Source organism: Paenibacillus methanolicus, assembly GCF_008124765.1.
GTDB classification, from domain to species: domain Bacteria; phylum Bacillota; class Bacilli; order Paenibacillales; family Paenibacillaceae; genus Paenibacillus_Z; species Paenibacillus_Z methanolicus.
The window spans coordinates 384255-401129 of sequence record NZ_VNHS01000004.1; the positions used below are offsets into that span (position 1 = coordinate 384255).

At 46.4% G+C, this 16875-nt stretch carries 15 protein-coding genes; all 15 read left to right on the forward strand.

Annotation, left to right across the window (positions count from 1 at the left end):
- Nucleotides 1-4 precede the first annotated feature (4 nt).
- Nucleotides 5-1519: a F0F1 ATP synthase subunit alpha gene (gene atpA, locus BCM02_RS13255; protein ID WP_148929570.1), complete on the forward strand. Its 1515-nt coding sequence runs from the start codon at nt 5-7 to the stop codon at nt 1517-1519.
- A gap of 69 nt (nt 1520-1588) precedes the next feature.
- The gene (gene atpG, locus BCM02_RS13260; RefSeq protein ID WP_148929571.1) at nt 1589-2446 is read left to right on the forward strand and encodes an ATP synthase F1 subunit gamma; all 858 of its coding nucleotides are present in this window, start codon (nt 1589-1591) and stop codon (nt 2444-2446) included.
- A 48-nt stretch (nt 2447-2494) separates the two neighbouring features.
- Entirely contained in the window at nt 2495-3913 is a 1419-nt protein-coding gene (atpD, locus tag BCM02_RS13265) for a F0F1 ATP synthase subunit beta (RefSeq protein WP_148929572.1), read from the forward strand.
- 24 nt (nt 3914-3937) lie between these two features.
- Nucleotides 3938-4339 (forward strand): F0F1 ATP synthase subunit epsilon, encoded by a 402-nt coding sequence (locus BCM02_RS13270; protein ID WP_148929573.1) that lies wholly within the window; start codon nt 3938-3940, stop codon nt 4337-4339.
- A gap of 358 nt (nt 4340-4697) precedes the next feature.
- A complete protein-coding gene (locus BCM02_RS13275) occupies nt 4698-5483 on the forward strand; it encodes a tyrosine-protein phosphatase (RefSeq protein WP_187434191.1) in 786 nt (261 codons plus the stop codon).
- 90 nt (nt 5484-5573) lie between these two features.
- On the forward strand, nt 5574-7772 hold the full coding sequence (locus tag BCM02_RS13280) for an S-layer homology domain-containing protein (RefSeq protein WP_148929574.1): 2199 nt from the start codon (nt 5574-5576) through the stop codon (nt 7770-7772).
- 154 nt (nt 7773-7926) lie between these two features.
- Nucleotides 7927-8688: a YveK family protein gene (locus BCM02_RS13285; protein WP_148929713.1), complete on the forward strand. Its 762-nt coding sequence runs from the start codon at nt 7927-7929 to the stop codon at nt 8686-8688.
- Entirely contained in the window at nt 8669-9349 is a 681-nt protein-coding gene (locus BCM02_RS13290; RefSeq protein ID WP_148929575.1) for a CpsD/CapB family tyrosine-protein kinase, read from the forward strand. Before BCM02_RS13285 ends, BCM02_RS13290 begins: the two co-directional genes overlap by 20 nt.
- A gap of 141 nt (nt 9350-9490) precedes the next feature.
- The gene (locus tag BCM02_RS13295; RefSeq protein WP_148929576.1) at nt 9491-11314 is read left to right on the forward strand and encodes a polysaccharide biosynthesis protein; all 1824 of its coding nucleotides are present in this window, start codon (nt 9491-9493) and stop codon (nt 11312-11314) included.
- 17 nt (nt 11315-11331) lie between these two features.
- Nucleotides 11332-12012, forward strand: coding sequence for a hypothetical protein (locus tag BCM02_RS13300; protein WP_148929577.1), 681 nt, complete (start codon nt 11332-11334; stop codon nt 12010-12012).
- 93 nt (nt 12013-12105) lie between these two features.
- A complete protein-coding gene (locus BCM02_RS13305; protein WP_148929578.1) occupies nt 12106-12747 on the forward strand; it encodes a sugar transferase in 642 nt (213 codons plus the stop codon).
- Nucleotides 12728-13513, forward strand: coding sequence for a GNAT family N-acetyltransferase (locus BCM02_RS13310; RefSeq protein ID WP_148929579.1), 786 nt, complete (start codon nt 12728-12730; stop codon nt 13511-13513). Before BCM02_RS13305 ends, BCM02_RS13310 begins: the two co-directional genes overlap by 20 nt.
- Nucleotides 13514-13533: 20 nt before the next feature.
- Entirely contained in the window at nt 13534-14700 is a 1167-nt protein-coding gene (locus BCM02_RS13315; protein ID WP_148929580.1) for a DegT/DnrJ/EryC1/StrS family aminotransferase, read from the forward strand.
- A gap of 2 nt (nt 14701-14702) precedes the next feature.
- Nucleotides 14703-15836, forward strand: a complete 1134-nt coding sequence (locus BCM02_RS13320) for a glycosyltransferase family 4 protein (protein ID WP_148929581.1) — start codon at nt 14703-14705, stop codon at nt 15834-15836.
- A 4-nt stretch (nt 15837-15840) separates the two neighbouring features.
- Nucleotides 15841-16872, forward strand: coding sequence for a glycosyltransferase (locus BCM02_RS13325; protein ID WP_148929582.1), 1032 nt, complete (start codon nt 15841-15843; stop codon nt 16870-16872).
- Nucleotides 16873-16875 lie beyond the last annotated feature (3 nt).

The window sequence follows — 16875 nt, forward strand, 5'->3', positions numbered from 1 at the left end:
GGAATTGAGTATCAGACCTGATGAAATCAGCACGCTGATTAAGCAACAGATCGAACAATATAAATCCGAGATTCAAGTCGTGGATGTCGGTACGGTCATTCAAGTCGGTGACGGTATCGCTCGCGTGCACGGCCTCGAGAACGCTATGGCCGGCGAGTTGCTCGAATTCGCCAACGGCGTTGTAGGCATGGCCCTCAACCTCGAGGAAAGCAACGTCGGTGTCGTTATCATGGGTCCTTACACGGGTATCCGCGAAGGCGACCAAGTTAAGCGCACGGGCCGCATCATGGAAGTACCGGTCGGCGAGGCATTGCTCGGCCGCGTCGTGAACGCGCTGGGCGAACCGGTTGACGGCAACGGTCCGATCAACACGACGAGCTTCCGTCCGATCGAATCGCCGGCACCAGGCGTAATGGCCCGTAAATCGGTCCATGAGCCCATGCAAACCGGCATCAAAGCGATCGACGCGATGATTCCGATCGGCCGCGGCCAACGGGAATTGATCATCGGCGACCGCCAAACAGGCAAAACGCAAATCGCGATCGACACGATCGTCAACCAAAAAGGCAACGGCGTAATTTGTATCTACGTTGCCATCGGTCAAAAGCAATCCACGGTTCGTACGGTCGTCGAGTCCCTGCGTAAGCAAGGCGCACTCGATTACACGATCGTCGTAACGGCGAGCGCTTCCGAGCCGTCCCCGCTCCTTTACATCGCGCCTTACACAGGCTGCTCGATGGGCGAGTACTTCATGTACAACGGCAAACACGTCCTGGTTATCTATGATGACCTTTCGAAACAAGCGGCAGCATACCGCGAACTTTCCTTGCTGCTCCGCCGTCCTCCGGGTCGCGAAGCTTATCCGGGCGACGTATTCTACCTGCACTCCCGTCTGCTGGAGCGCGCTGCGAAGCTGAACGACGAGCTCGGCGGCGGTTCCCTGACAGCACTGCCGTTCATCGAGACGCAAGCGGGCGATATCTCCGCTTATATCCCGACGAACGTTATCTCCATCACGGACGGCCAGATCTTCCTGGAATCCGACCTGTTCTACTCGGGCCAACGTCCGGCGGTTAACGTCGGTAACTCCGTATCCCGCGTAGGTAGCTCGGCGCAAATCAAAGCGATGAAGAAAGTTGCGGGCACGCTGAAGCTTGACCTGGCGCAATACCGCGAACTCGCGGCATTCGCCCAATTCGGCTCCGATCTCGATAAAGTAACGCAATCCCGCTTGAACCGCGGCGAGCGTACGCTTGAAATTCTGAAGCAAGGCGTTAACCAACCGCTTGCCGTAGAACGTCAAGTCGTATCCCTCTTCACGGTAACAAGAGGACATGTGGACGATATTCCGGTACAAGACGTTCGCCGCTTCGAAGCTGAACTTTTGGCTTACGTGGATGCCAACAAACCGGAGATCTTCACTTCGATCCGCGATACGAAAGACCTGACTTCCGATAACGAGAAAGCGCTCGTCGATGCGATTGCCGCATTCAAGCGCGGATTCTCCACATCGGTATAATAAACGCGTCTAATGTGCCGGGGTTGTCCTTTGCGAAGGGCAAGCCCGGTAATAAGGTGGTGACAACGATTGGCTAAAGGAATGCGCGAAATTAAACGCCAGATTAAGAGCAAACAGAATACGAAGCAAATTACGAAGGCGATGGAGATGGTCGCGGCAGCCAAGCTGAGACGTTCGCAGGACGCGGCGCTGGCAGCACGCCCATACACGGAGAAAATCCGCGAGGTTGTAGCCTCGATCGCATCGAGCGGCGGATCCATCAAGCATCCGATGCTGGAGACTCGCGAAGTCAAACGCACCGCGTACCTCGTGATTACTTCGGACCGTGGCCTTGCTGGCGGCTATAACGTCAACGTACTTCGCAAAGTGTCGACTGCCTTGCGCGAACACAAGTCGGCCAACGAATACTCGATCTTCGTCATCGGCCGCAAAGGCCGTGATTTCTTCAACAGACGCGGTATTCCGATTGCGGAAGAAGTAACGGGATTATCCGATTCGCCGAGTTTCTCCGACATCAAGTCGATTGCTGCAGCCGCGGTACAAGGCTTTGAAGCCGGGAAATACGACGAACTCTATATCGTTTATAACCAGTTCCACAATGCCATTACGCAAACGCCGGTTCTGAAGAAGCTTCTTCCTCTTGCCGACCTCGAATCTACCGGTTCGAAGACGTCGTACGAGTATGAGCCGACCCCGGAAGACGTGCTTAACGTGTTGCTTCCCAAATACGCGGAGACGGTCATTTACAGCGCGATTTTGGAAGGCAAAGCGAGCGAGTTCGGCGCGCGTATGACGGCAATGGGCAATGCGACGAAGAATGCGACGAAGATGATCGCAGGCTTGACACTGACGTACAACCGTGCGCGTCAAGCGGCGATTACCCAGGAAATCGCGGAGATCGTCGGCGGAGCGAACGCACAGCAATAACCGAAGGTTTGGCCCTCGAAGCCAATCCGACTTTTAGGAGGGACACACATGAGCAACGGGCGCGTTGTCCAGGTTACAGGTCCAGTTGTCGATATTGCATTCGACAATGGCCATTTGCCGGACATCCTTAATGCGATAAGAATTGAGAAGAAAGCTCAAAACGCTAGCGAACGCGATATTCAACTCACAGTCGAAGTGGCCACTCACCTCGGCGACAATATGGTTCGCTGCGTAGCGATGTCTTCCACGGACGGTCTCGTCCGCGGTACGGAAGCAATCGATACAGGCAAGCCAATCACGGTACCGGTTGGTCCAGCTACGCTGGGTCGCGTATTTAACGTACTGGGCGAGCCAATCGACAACAACGGCGACGTCGATCGTACGATCGCGAACCCAATCCATCGTCAAGCTCCGGTATTCGAAGAGCTGTCGACGCAACAAGAGATCCTGGAAACAGGCATCAAAGTTATCGACTTGATGGCGCCTTACTCCAAAGGCGGTAAAATCGGTCTGTTCGGCGGCGCGGGCGTAGGTAAAACCGTAACGATGCAGGAATTGATTCACAACATCGCGCAAGAGCACGGCGGTATCTCCGTATTCGCCGGCGTCGGCGAGCGTACTCGTGAAGGTAACGACCTTTACCACGAGATGAGCGATTCCGGCGTTATCGCGAAGACGGCGATGGTATTCGGTCAGATGAACGAGCCGCCGGGCGCGCGTCTTCGCGTAGCCCTGACGGGTCTGACGATGGCTGAGTATTTCCGTGATGAAGAAGGCCGCGACGTTCTACTGTTCGTCGACAACATCTTCCGATTCACGCAAGCCGGTTCCGAAGTATCCGCTCTCCTCGGCCGTATGCCATCTGCCGTAGGTTACCAGCCAACGTTGGCAACCGAGATGGGTCAGCTGCAAGAGCGTATCACTTCCACGAAGAAAGGCTCCGTAACGTCGATCCAAGCGATCTACGTACCAGCGGATGACTATACCGACCCGGCTCCGGCTACGGCGTTTGCCCACTTGGACGCAACGACGAACCTGGAGCGTAACATCGCTGCAATGGGTATCTTCCCGGCCGTTGACCCGCTGGCTTCGTCCTCGCGGATTCTGGCTCCGGAAATCCTTGGCGAAGAGCACTACCAAGTCGCGCAAGGCGTTAAGAAGCTTCTTCAGCGCTACAAAGAGCTTCAAGACATCATCGCGATCCTCGGTATGGACGAGTTGTCCGAAGAAGACAAACAAGTCGTTCTTCGCGCGCGTCGCGTTCAATTGTTCCTGTCGCAGCCGCTGCACGTTGCCGAAGCATTCAACGGTATGCCAGGCGTATACGTGCCGGTTAAAGACACGGTACGCAGCTTCAAAGAGATTCTCGAAGGTAAGCATGACGATCTTCCAGAACCGGCATTCCACAACGTCGGATCGATTGAAGGCGCAGTCGAAAAAGCGAAGAAACTCGCTCAAGGGCTGTAATAAGCCGCTGATGGAGGTATCCGCATGAGCACCTTTACATTGGAAATCGTAACGCCTGAGCGTAAGGTCTACGCTGAGGACGTCAACATGGTCATCGTGAAAGGCACGGAAGGCGAGCTGGGTATTCTGGCAAACCACGTTCCGATGGTAACGCCGCTGCGCATTTCATCGATTACCATTAAGAAAGACCGTACCGAGGAAATCATCGCCGTAAGCGGCGGATTTGTCGAAGTACGCAAAGATAAAGTCGTTATTCTGGCCGAGAGCGCCGAGCTCCCGCATGCGATCGACGAGGCTCGTGCACAAGCCGCGAAGAAACGCGCGGAGCAGCGCCTGGGCGGCAAAGCCGACGAATACGACTTCCGCCGCGCGGAGCTTGCGCTCCAGCGCGCCATGAACCGTCTGGCTGTGAAGCAGCGCGGTTAAGGGAAGGAACGAACACCGCTGTGGACTTATGCTGGTGCATAAGGCTGCGGCGGTGTTTTTGATTTTAGCGAGATAAGTTATGATCTATCATTCGTTATCTTTGATAGTAGTAGAGTAATGTGGATACTGTGGGTGAAATGTGGACAACTATGTGGATAAGATGAATAGACTCGTTTATCCCCATGTGGATATGCATGCTAATGACTCCAACGAACATGAGATATAGCGGGGGGAGTATAGCGGTCTGTAAATACCTTCTTGCTACTAATTACCACCCGTGAAATCATTGTGAAAAATCCCAGTACTTGTAGCTGCTGTGCTATAATACGGGAACAGAGAACCGAAGTAGGAGGAAAGTATGATTGACATACATACGCATATCCTGCCAGGGATCGATGACGGGGCACCCGACTGGGAAGCATCGCTCGCAATGGCGCGCGCAGCCGTAGCAGAAGGCATAACTGGCCTTGTTGCCACGCCTCATCATGCGAATGGAAAATACGACAATCCGAAGTCGATCGTGAGTGAACTTGTATGGGAGCTTCAAAATCGCTTGAAGGTGGAAGGGGTTCCACTGACTGTCTATAGTGGACAAGAGATTCGCGTGCATACGGATTTGCTAGAAGGCATCGAGACGAAAGAGCTTCTGTCGCTAGCCGGATCCGCATATGTTTTGCTAGAGATGCCTTCGTCGACGATTCCAGAGCGAATGTCAGAATGGGTATATGAGCTGAATCTACTTGGCGTGAAAGCAATCATTGCACATCCCGAAAGAAATGCAGAGGTACTGCAACATCCTGATAGGTTCCAACGTTTGGTAGATGAGGGTGCATATGGGCAGGTTACGACACATTCTCTACTTGGTGCGTTCGGCAAGAAGATTGAAAGCTTTAGCTGGAAGATGTGCAGCGATGGGCTCGTTCATCTTGTGTCTTCGGATGCGCATAATCTTGGCGTGCGCGGATTTCGCTTGGCAGAAGCTTATGAAAAAATTAATCAAAAATTAGGGCTCGAGTACGTCCAAACCTATCGAAATAATGCTATAGCAGTCATAGAGAACGGTGAAATTCAGATTCCGCACATTTTCGACAAAACAGATCCTAGAAAATGGAATTTTTTCCGAAAGTTATTTGCAAATCGTTGACCAAAAATAAACAAACATGATAAAATTACTAGTGATTTGTGCCCAACTAGTATACATATCAACCTATTATCTAATCGAGGTGGACCTAAAGTGAAATTGAAGAAGAAAATTGTCGTAACAACCGTCGCAGCAAGCGTTGTAGCATCGGCTTTCGCAGGTATTCCGTTCAGTGACAAAGGTCTGGCGGCACAACTGGGCATCGTGAACGTAGCTTCGGCTGCGGATGCTAGTTTCGTAGATGCGACGACGTTGGATCGTCTGCAAAAGCTCCATGCCGAACTGGCCAAATCGGCTTCCACGTTGGAAACAATCCGTAAAGCGCGTAAAGTCATCCAAGACGAGCTGGACAAGCAAATTGCGGCGAACGACTACTCGGTTGTTAAACCGCTCGTTGATAAGATTAACGCTGAGTATCCAGGTCTGCTGACTGACGAGGACGCCAAATACCTGCTGACGTTGGTTACTAGACTTGTAAATGTAGCCTATTATGATCCGCAAGCGAAAGAGCTTGAGAATCTCCGTAACGACGAAGTGATTCGCAAGCTGGTACAGAAACTGGCGAATCCGAACAATCCGGATAACAATAAACCCGGCGTTGCTTATGTAGATGTGAAGGTTTCTGACTTCACAGCGTTTGTTCTTGCAGTAGAAGCGGAACTGAAGAAAGCAGCCGGCACGAAGACATTCACGCAATTCGCGGCCGAATATATGGATGGTGCAAAAGCAACCGAACTGGCTAAGACGGTTATTAGCACGGTTCTCTCCAACAAATCGTTGACGTTCAGTAAGATTGCTGATCAGTATGACTTGGAAAGAGAGACGCTTGACGAGGTATATGACCTGTATCAGGATAAGATTCCGACAGTTGACAGAGGTAAGCTGAAGGCAGCTGCTTTGTTGATCGCGGACGCTTATTATAATCTGTTCCTGAAAGAAACGACAACGCCTATCTTCCCAGGCGGTGGCATCATTCCTACGACGCCTTCCGTAAGCGCGGATGCAGCTGTTAAAGCAATCGAAGCGTTGAAAGACGCGATTGCAAAAGCAACAGGCGTAGAGAAAGAGAAACTCATCGAGCAAGCTGCCCAAGAGGCTGCTAAAGCTATCGCAGCTCTAGCGACTGTGGATGTTTCCAAAGATGTTAAAGTTGTTGATGGTAAAGCGACGCTGGCGCTTTCGAAAGCGGCTGTCGAGCAAGCGATCAATGACATTGCGAAAGTTGTGAAAGCCCTCGAAGCAGTTGCGCCAGAAGCTAAAGCTAAGCTACCTAAAATCAACGTAGCCGTCAATCTGGGTGCAGTCACAGCGACTAGCACGGCTGTAACGCTGACTTCCGATGCTGGCAAACTGGCTGCGGATAACGGTATCGCAGGTTTCGCGCTCAACATTGGAAACTTCTCGGCTACGCTCCCGGTTGGCGGTTCGTTCACGGGTGAAGTGGTGTTTGGTGTTTCCAACAAAGCGGCAGACAACACAACGACCGGAACGTTGAAGTCGGCCTCCGACGTTTATGATTTCTCGCTCACCATTGGTGGCAAAGCTACGACGCAGTTCGATAAACCAGTTGTCGTGAAAATCCCGCTGAAAAATATCGAAGGCCTGGATAAAGAGCTTCTTTCCATTGCGAAGCTCAATAGCAGCAAGTTGCTCTTCAAGGGCGGCGTAGTAGATGGTAACACAATCACGGAGGCGCGCGATACGTTCTCTTCCTATGTTGTAGTCGAGAACAAAGTCTCCTTCACGGATACGGCTTCGGTTAAAGCATGGGCAGGTCGTCAAATCGAAGTAATGGCTGCTAAAGGTGCTATCGAAGGCCGTGGCCAAAGCAACTTTGCGCCGAAAGACAATGTAACGCGTGCAGAGTTTGCGAAAATCCTTGTTAGCGCGCTCGATCTGGAAACGAACGGCGCTAAAGCAAGCTTCAGTGACGTGAAGGGAACGGAATGGTTCGCGCCGTACGTAGCTGCAGCAGCAGAGCAAGGTATCATCAAAGGTCGCAGTGCGACGCAATTCGCGCCGAACGCGACGATTACGCGTGCTGAGATGGCGACGATGGTTGCACGCGCGCTTGAGGCTTCCAAAGGCCTGGACACTACAGTCGATGCGGCAGTCGAGCTGAAAGATTTCTCCGATGCTAACTCGATCCAAGCTTCCCTGAAAGACGGCGTAGCTTTCGCGGCTAGCAAAGGTCTGGTCATCGGCAACAATGGTAAATTCTCGCCAACGGCGAATGCATCCCGCGCTGAGGCGGCAGTTATCATTTATCGCGCTTTCAACTTCAAAGGATAGTACAACTAGATAGTCGTACTTCATCACTGCATAGACATCCCCTGCTCATTACTGGGTAGGGGATATCTAATGCGCTTAGAATGTCGAAAAAACGTTAAAACGTGGTTCTCATGAAGGCTGACTTGTTAAATGTATGGAGGAATATAGTGTGCAAATGGAATTGGAACTCCGGGATTACATCCAGATTATCCGTAAGCGGATATGGCTGATTGTTGCGACCGTACTGCTATGTTCGCTCGCTGCCGGAGTATTTAGCGTGTTCTTTATTGATCCGACCTATGAAGCTAGCACCAAGATTATCGTCAATCGCACCGCTTCCGAAGCCCAACCGAACAACCTGGATTTGAATGAAATCAACTCGAACTTGAGCTTGATTAACACATATAAAGAGATTATCAAGACACCGGCGGTTATGGACGCGGTGGTGCAACAATATCCTCAATTCAACATGACGGCGGACGAATTGATTAAGCAGGTAAGCGTAAGCTCGGTTAATAATACACAGGTCATGACGCTTGTGGTGCAAGATGGCTCTTACCGCAAAGCGGCGGAGATCGTCAATGCGGTTTCGCAGGTGTTCAAAGAACAAATTCCATCGATTTTCAAAGTCGAAAACGTTTCTATTCTTAACTTAGCTAATCTGGAGCCAAAGGTGGCGCCGGGGCCGGTTAAACCAAATACGGTGCTAAATATTGCAATTGCCTTCGTGGTATCGCTTGTTGTCGCTGTAGGCATTGCGTTATTACTCGAGTATTTGGATGATTCCGTCAAAACGGAAGCGGACGTCAAACGGCTGCTGGGCGTTCCGGTTATTGGACAAATTATTCGTTTGGATACGGAAGAACTTCAAGAATCGACAGCTACGAAAAGTATTTCTAAAGCGGGGGAAATGAACCATGTCCAAGTCGGAAAATAAGCGACCGCTAATTTCTCTTCTTAACCCGAAGTCCCCGGTAACCGAAGCCTACCGTTCCATTCGCACGAATATTGATTTCTCTTCGTTAGATAACAAGGTACAGGTCATTATGTCGACATCAGCCACGCCGGGCGAGGGCAAATCGACGACAATTAGTAACCTGGCGGTGGTGTATGCGCAGTCGGATAAGAAAGTCGTGCTGATTGATGCGGATCTGCGCAAGCCGACCATGCATCATACATTTAAGTTGTCGAATCGACATGGATTGTCTTCCTTGCTTACCAGACAAGTGGATTTGGCGAATGCAGTTCAGGACACCGCGGTATCGAATTTGTCGGTTATCACCTCGGGACCGATTCCGCCTAATCCATCCGAGATGGTGGCATCCGGACGTATGAGCGCTTTAATTGAAGAGCTTCGAGATCAGTTTGACATTGTGTTGATTGATACGCCTCCTATGCTGGCGGTTACCGATGCTCAGATTATCGCGACGAAGAGCGACGGAGTCGTATTGGTGCTCGACAGCGGCCGCGTGAAGAAGGATATGGCGCTTAAGGTGCAAGAGCAGCTGAATCAAGTGAATGCGAAGATTCTGGGCGTTGTGTTGAATAATGTGAAGAAGAAGAATGGCTCGGGTTACTACTATTACGAGTATAGTTGAAGTTAACCTAAAATTTGAGCAATACTGGTTTGAATGGGCAGATTGACCTATTTTAGTGTATGAAGTATTGTCGAAAACTGCTAAACTGGTATTTGGAAATACTTCATTTTACTAGAATTTTTGGCATATGGGGGCTTATCAATGATTCTCAATCGTCGGTCGATGTTGCTGCTAGTCGTGGACGTCATAATTATAGCGCTAAGCATCTGTACCTCTTATTTATTGGAGTCAAGCGGTACGATTCCGAACGGCCAGCTTGATCAAATGCTCATCTACTTTATCGTGACGGCGGTTATAAGCGGAGTTACCATGACGTATTTCCGCTTATATAATCGGTTATGGCAGTATGCGAGCATAGAGGAGATTTTGGCGATCGCCGCTTCCGTTGTATGGAGCTGCGTCGTGTCTCACGTATTAATGGCAGCCATTTTCAGAGAGCGTATCCCGCTTGCGATCTCGCTTCGTACAATGGAAACGATGCTGTTAGCGATAGGGGCAATCCGATTTGGGTGGCGGGTATTTAATAAATACCGTAGAAGCACCAGCAACAAACGCAAAGCCATCATTATTGGCGCCGGAGATTGCGGCGTGATCATTGCGAAAGAAATTATGAATAACCCCAATGCGGAGCTGCAAATTGTTGGCTTTATCGATGATGATGCCATGAAGATGAGAACGCGGGTCTTTGGAATTCCTGTTCTTGGGGACCGTAACCAAATTGCCGCAGTAGTGAAGAGCACGAACGCGGAAGAAATCATTATCGCAATGCCATCGGTCGGTAAAGACCAAGTATCGGAGATTATTGACTTGTGCAAAGCCACATCGGCTAAGACGAAGATCATCCCAGGGTTGAGCGACTTGATAACGGGCAAAGTATCCGTTACTTCCTTGAGAGATGTCGACGTGGAGGATCTGCTGGGCCGCGAGCCGGTGCGTCCGGACCTCAATGGGATTGCAGAGTATGTGGAACATAAAATCGTGCTGGTCACTGGCGCTGGCGGTTCAATCGGCTCGGAGCTAAGTAGACAGATTGCATCGTTTAAACCGAAAAAACTACTTTTATTGGGTCATGGCGAGAATAGTATCTATTCAATTGAAATGGAGCTTCGGTTTAACTATCCGAGTTTGCAGCTGGAGACGATTATTGCGGATATTCAGGATCGATCGCGGATTGACGAAGTATTCCGTTTACATAACCCTCGGGTCGTTTTCCATGCGGCAGCACATAAGCATGTCCCTTTAATGGAGAGAAATCCAGCGGAAGCTGTTAAGAATAACGTATTCGGCACCAGGAATGTTGCCGATGCAGCTGATAAATACCAGGTGGAACGTTTTGTTCTGATTTCTTCGGATAAAGCGGTCAACCCTTCGAGCATTATGGGCGCTACGAAGAGGATGGCCGAAATGTACATTCAAACGCTGGATGCCAGCAGCCAGACGAAGTTTGTCGCGGTGAGATTCGGCAACGTGTTGGGAAGCAGAGGTAGCGTAATTCCGCGGTTCCGCGAGCAGATCATGAATGGAGGACCTGTAACCGTAACGCATCCGGATATGGTGCGCTATTTTATGACCATTCCCGAAGCCGTTCAGCTCGTTATCCAAGCCGGTGCCTTTGCACAGGGCGGCGAGATATTCGTACTGGACATGGGCGCCCCGGTGAAGATTCTGAACCTGGCCGAGGATGTCATTCGTTTGTCGGGCTACGAACCGTACCGAGAAATTGATATCGCATTCACGGGAATGCGTGAAGGCGAGAAGCTGTTTGAAGAGCTGCTGCTGAATGAAGAAGAAATTACAAAGACCCGACATAATCGAATCTTTATCGGTCATCCGCTGATGATCAACCGCGGTGAGCTGGAGCTGCAGTTCAAGCGTCTGGAACGCGCGATTGGTGAAGGACAACAAGCGGTCCGCGATGTGATTGAGTATGTCGTGCCCATGTATAAGGTTCCGATCGCAACCTAGCTAAAGAAGAGAAGGGAATGAGCAGCCATATGAAACGTTGGAAGAAAGTTGTCATCTGGGTTGTCTCTATTTTAATGGCTATTACAATCGGTGGCGTCATTATAGCTAATTACGCTGTCAATAAGGTTCTGAAATCTCTTACCGTGGAACAGAGCGTGAGTACTGCAGATGAACAAGCCGAAGAAAACACGATGAAAGAAAACGATATTCTACCACAAGGTGTAACAAAATCAAATGAAGTAATATCAACCCCTACTAATGAACCTGAAGAAAAAAGCGATAGTCCAAAACAGAATGGGAGCAATGTCGGGAGCAAGATTACGAAGCCAACTAATAATGAGAAGCCAGGCCTTAACCATGATTCAAGTATCATCAACAAAAATGAAGCCTATGAGTATACACCAGATATAACTGCTGAGAAAGCGAAGAAAATTGAAAAAAACGTGACTGTGGCCGAGAAGGCAGAAGTAACCTCGATTCTATTAAAAGAGTTAAGCATAGCAGATATTAAGAAGATCCAAGGGTTAGCTAGTGGAGGCTTGACCCAAGAAGAGAAGAAGGAAGCGCGAAGGATTCTTATTGAGAGTATGTCATCCGAACAATATAATGAGTTATCTCAAATTGCCAAAAAATACGGCATGAGTGAGGGTAGGTCATATGACGAAATAAAGTCCGAGGAGAATAAGGGTCAGCAATAGTAGTTCCTATTATTCCCGAAAGACGTTACTAATAACAATGTAGCGTCTTTTTAAATTGTAGTGGTAGTTTAACTGAATTGAGGTAGGTATGTTATGTATGAGAAATATTTAAAAAGAGCAATTGATGTAGCATTGTGTATTCTCATGACCCCGATTATTATTCCTGTAATTGGGGTGTGCGCACTATTTGTAATTCTCGAAGACAGGGGTCCCGCATTCTATTGCGGAGAACGCCTGGGAAAAAAAGGTGACATTTTTAAAATGTTTAAACTTCGTTCAATGAAAGTTGACGCACCCGACATTCGCAACTCTGATGGAACTACGTATAATTCTGAAAATGACCCAAGAATGACTAAGGTTGGGAGAATATTAAGGAAAACCAGTCTTGACGAACTACCTCAGTTTATTAATGTCTTAATTGGTGATATGAGTTTTGTGGGGCCGCGACCAGACCTTCCCGAGCATGTAAATTACTATCAAAATGATGAAGTTAGAAGACTCGATGTTTTGCCTGGAATCAGTGGTTATAATCAGGCTTATTTTAGAAATAACATTGAGTGGAAGGAAAGAATAAAAAATGATATCTACTATGTGGATAACATCTCGTTTAAATTCGATGTTAAAATATGCATGGTTACAATAATTAACATAATAAGGAGAAAAGGGGTCTATTCAAGTCGAAGTATTCAATCTGATGGTAAAGGAATGAAGCAGAATGTACAAGCCGACCAATAGCATCGGCAAAAGTAAGAATACATCGTTTGAAGCATTTCATTTGCTATGGGATAGCGAATACTTTGGAATTCATGCTGCAAAAGTGATATTGGAACAAGAAGTACCAGTCAATGAGCAAAGAGAGATAATGGAATTTATTAATGGGCACAAGTTTGATTTCCTGACAATTGTAAACAAACATAATATCAGTGAAAACAACAGGTGGTTGGGGATTGAAACAAACGCCTTTATAACGGATGTAAACGTTCAATACTCGAAAAAGTTACGGAGAGGTTCATCTCCAGTCGATTATGGGATTTCAATTAGCATTTCAAATTGCGTACAGAGAAATAATAGACTACTGGAGATCGCAAAAAAAACATTCAAGCATTCTAGATTTTTCAATGATCCATGGTTGTCGCAGCAAAAAGCAAAAGATATTTACTCGCAATGGACAAACAATGCATTTAATCAATTAGAACGTTACTTCGCTGTAGCGGAGCTGGATAATAATAGTGTTGGTTTTTTGCTTTTTTCAATTGTTTCTAAACAGCATGCAATTATCGAACTTATTGCCGTTGATGAAAACTATAAAGGAAAACGTGTTGGTAAAGCGCTTATTGATGCTTTTGAATCATATGTAGCATTAAGAGGTGTCGAATATATACGAGTAGGCACTCAGATGGATAATATTAGCGCGGGTAGGTTTTACGTATCTTGTGGTTATCAACTGGAAAGCTGCAATTCTATCTTTCATTACTGGCCCAATAAAAAACTTGCAGATTAATACAACTTGAGGAGATCAATATGCAAACTATGATAAGAAAAGGTTACTTGCCATATTGTTTACCGGATATCACTGAGGAAGAAATTAATGAAGTAGTGGATACATTAAAGTCTGGCTGGCTAGCCAAAGGACCTAAGACCATAGAGTTTGAAAAACAATTCGCTGATTATGTCGGTGCAAAATATGCAGTAGGCATGAACTCTGCTACTGCGGCCCTCCATATTGCTTTATGCGCCGCAGGAGTCGGACCAGGTGATGAGGTGATAACAACTTCAATGACTTTTGCCGCTTCTGTCAATACAATTGTTCATACTGGAGCTACGCCTGTCTTTGTGGATATCGATTCAAATACTGGTTGTATAGACCCGGAGCAAATTGAGGCTAAAATTACTTCAAAAACTAAAGCGATAGTTCCGGTGCATTACGCGGGTCAAGCATGTGATTTGGATCGTATATATGAGATAGCTGACAAGTATAACCTATTTGTTTCAGAAGATGCTGCACATGCAATTTTTACTCAATATAAAGGACGCATGATTGGCTGCAAGCCAAAAGGCACGGTATCTTATAGCTTCTATGCTACCAAAAACCTAGCTACCGGAGAAGGCGGCATGTTGGTTACTGATGATGAAGAGATTGCTAACAAGGCTCGTATATTAGTTACGCACGGGATGAGTAGAAACGCATGGAATCGTTACGCAAAAGGCGGCTCGTGGATGTACGATATTGAAGAGCCTGGTTATAAATATAATATGTTTGATTTACAAGCTGCTCTGGGAATGGTGCAATTAAATCGACTCCAGGAGATGCAAAGTAGACGAGAGACACTAGCGAAAATATATACGTCTGGCTTGAAGGATGTTAAAGCTATAACTCTCCCATCGATTCCAGAATTCACAACGACGCACAGTTGGCATTTATTTGTTATTACACTTAACACGAATCTCATAAGTAGGAACGATTTTATTGATAAGCTTAATGATAGAAACATCGGGACGAGTGTTCACTTTATCCCGGTACATCAGATGACTGCCTATAAGCGAATGCTAGGTGGTCAAATCCTGGAGTTGCCCAACACGGAGAAGTGGTTCGAAAATATTGTTTCACTTCCGTTATATCCCACAATGACTGATGAAGATGTTAATTACGTGGTGAATGAAGTGAAGAATATTTTAGAAGGTGTTTAGATATGTCTAGAGTTTTAGTTATAGCGCATTTAGGGAGACATTTTAGGATTTTCGGTCATTATGACTTTAAAGTATTGGTTGAGATGGGCCATGAGGTACACATTGCAGCAAATTTTAATGAAACCATTGATAATTTCGAAGATAGCAATATAGTCAAGCATCAAATTGATTTTTCAAGAAATCCTTTTTCAATCCAAAATATAAAAGCATATACACAGTTAAAAGAATTATTTTCCAACTACAATTTTGGTGTTATACACTGTCAATCTCCATCTGGAGGGGCAGTAACGCGTCTAGCATCAAAAAAACTAAGAGCTAAAGGCACCAAAGTGTTGTATACAGCACATGGACTTCACTTTTACAAGGGAGCACCCGCAATAAATTGGCTGATGTACTATACAATTGAGAAACAACTGGGTAGGTTTACTGATTGTATCATTACGATAAATGAAGAGGATTATCAACTATCCAAAAAGTGGCTTAGAACCATACCGTCTGTCAAGTATATCCATGGAGTGGGCATAAATACAACAAGGTTTTCCAAGCCAAATGCAACTCAAAAAAGTGATTTGCGTAAAAAGTACGGATATAACCATAACGACTTTATTCTTTTTTACGCAGCTGAGCTTAATCAAAACAAAAACCAGGAATTCTTAATAAGAGGCTTAGCTCTTTTAATTAAGGAAATACCTCAAATTAAACTTTTACTGGCTGGACAAGGTAGAGCATTCAAGCAACTAGAGCATATTGTAGAGGAAATGAAGCTTCAGAACCATGTAGAGTTCCTAGGCTATCGGAAGGATATTCCTGATTTGTTGAAGATTGCTGATGTCTCTGTATCGTCGTCCCGAAGAGAAGGGCTTCCGTTGAATACCTTGGAGGCGATGGCGACCGGTCTCCCGCTTGTATTAACAAATTGTCGCGGCAATCGAGACTTGGTCATCAAAGATGTTAATGGGTATGTTGTTGAGCAAAACGATTTGGTTAATTTCTCTGAAGCTATTAAGGATCTATATGCGTCAGAGGAGTTAAGGGGAAAGTATGGGCGTGCAAGTTTAGAAATGGTACGTCAATATTCGTTAGATAACGTAAAAAAAGAAATGAAGGAAATATACAAGTTGTATCTAGAGGGGTGAATAAATGAAAGTTATGCATGTCCTGCAGAGTCATTTTTATTCAGGTGCTGAGAATGTTGCATGCCAGATCATTGATCTTTTTAAAGACGAATATGAGATGGCATACACAAGTGCGAATGGCCCCATAGCAGAGACACTGAAGACAAGAGGGATCAAGTTTTTTCCGCTTAAGCAGTTAACATTTTTCGAGCTGAAGCGTGTAATTGATATGTATCAGCCTGACGTTATACATGCTCATGATGTGCGGGCCAGCATATTATCCGCTTATTTTTCAAAGAATACAAAAGTCATATCTCATTTACACGGTAAAACATTTGATATGGGAAGATTATCAATCAAGTCATTACTGTATCGGGTGAATCTAAAAAAGTATTCAAAAACGATTGTGGTTTCGAAGAGCATTTTGGATGAGTTTTATTTTAAGAATAAACTAAAAGAAAACTGTTTGTTATTAGGTAATGTCGTAGATGAAAAAGCACTGCTTAATAAGGTTGAAGAGGCGCCATACGAAGATTATGATTTTGATCTAATATATGTTGGCAGACTAGTTTATGCCAAAAACCCACACAGACTAATTGAAATAATTAAAAGGGTCAATCAGTTACTTCCTTCATTGAAAATTGGAATCGTCGGTGACGGGGAGTTAAGACAAGAAGTTGAAGATATAGCAAAGAAATCGAAAATTACTAATCTAGAATTCGTTGGGTATAAATCAAATCCTTATAAAATACTGAGTAAATCAAAGGTTATGATTATGACCTCACGCATGGAAGGAACGCCGATGGTGCTTCTTGAATCTATGCTGCTTAAGGTTCCAGTAGTGTCCACGCCTATAGATGGAATAAAGGAAATTGTAGCAAACGGCGAGGATGGGTTTTATACAGATAATGATGATGAGATGGTTGAAATAATCGTTGCTCTGTTATCAAATGAAGTGCTTCGAAGTCAGATCGCAAAGAATGTTTATAATAAAGCCCTCATTATAAACAATATGTCCAATTACGCTAATAAACTTAGGGCAGTATATGAAAATTAGTTG

Coding starts and splice junctions, on each gene's coding strand:
- BCM02_RS13270 (WP_148929573.1), top strand. CDS start 3,938: ATGAGCACCTTTACATTGGAAATCGTAACGCCTGAGCGTAAGGTCTAC.
- BCM02_RS13325 (WP_148929582.1), top strand. CDS start 15,841: ATGAAAGTTATGCATGTCCTGCAGAGTCATTTTTATTCAGGTGCTGAG.
- BCM02_RS13305 (WP_148929578.1), top strand. CDS start 12,106: ATGTATGAGAAATATTTAAAAAGAGCAATTGATGTAGCATTGTGTATT.
- BCM02_RS13285 (WP_148929713.1), top strand. CDS start 7,927: ATGGAATTGGAACTCCGGGATTACATCCAGATTATCCGTAAGCGGATA.
- atpD (WP_148929572.1), top strand. CDS start 2,495: ATGAGCAACGGGCGCGTTGTCCAGGTTACAGGTCCAGTTGTCGATATT.
- BCM02_RS13310 (WP_148929579.1), top strand. CDS start 12,728: ATGTACAAGCCGACCAATAGCATCGGCAAAAGTAAGAATACATCGTTT.
- BCM02_RS13290 (WP_148929575.1), top strand. CDS start 8,669: ATGTCCAAGTCGGAAAATAAGCGACCGCTAATTTCTCTTCTTAACCCG.
- BCM02_RS13275 (WP_187434191.1), top strand. CDS start 4,698: ATGATTGACATACATACGCATATCCTGCCAGGGATCGATGACGGGGCA.
- BCM02_RS13295 (WP_148929576.1), top strand. CDS start 9,491: ATGATTCTCAATCGTCGGTCGATGTTGCTGCTAGTCGTGGACGTCATA.
- BCM02_RS13300 (WP_148929577.1), top strand. CDS start 11,332: ATGAGCAGCCATATGAAACGTTGGAAGAAAGTTGTCATCTGGGTTGTC.
- BCM02_RS13315 (WP_148929580.1), top strand. CDS start 13,534: ATGCAAACTATGATAAGAAAAGGTTACTTGCCATATTGTTTACCGGAT.
- BCM02_RS13320 (WP_148929581.1), top strand. CDS start 14,703: ATGTCTAGAGTTTTAGTTATAGCGCATTTAGGGAGACATTTTAGGATT.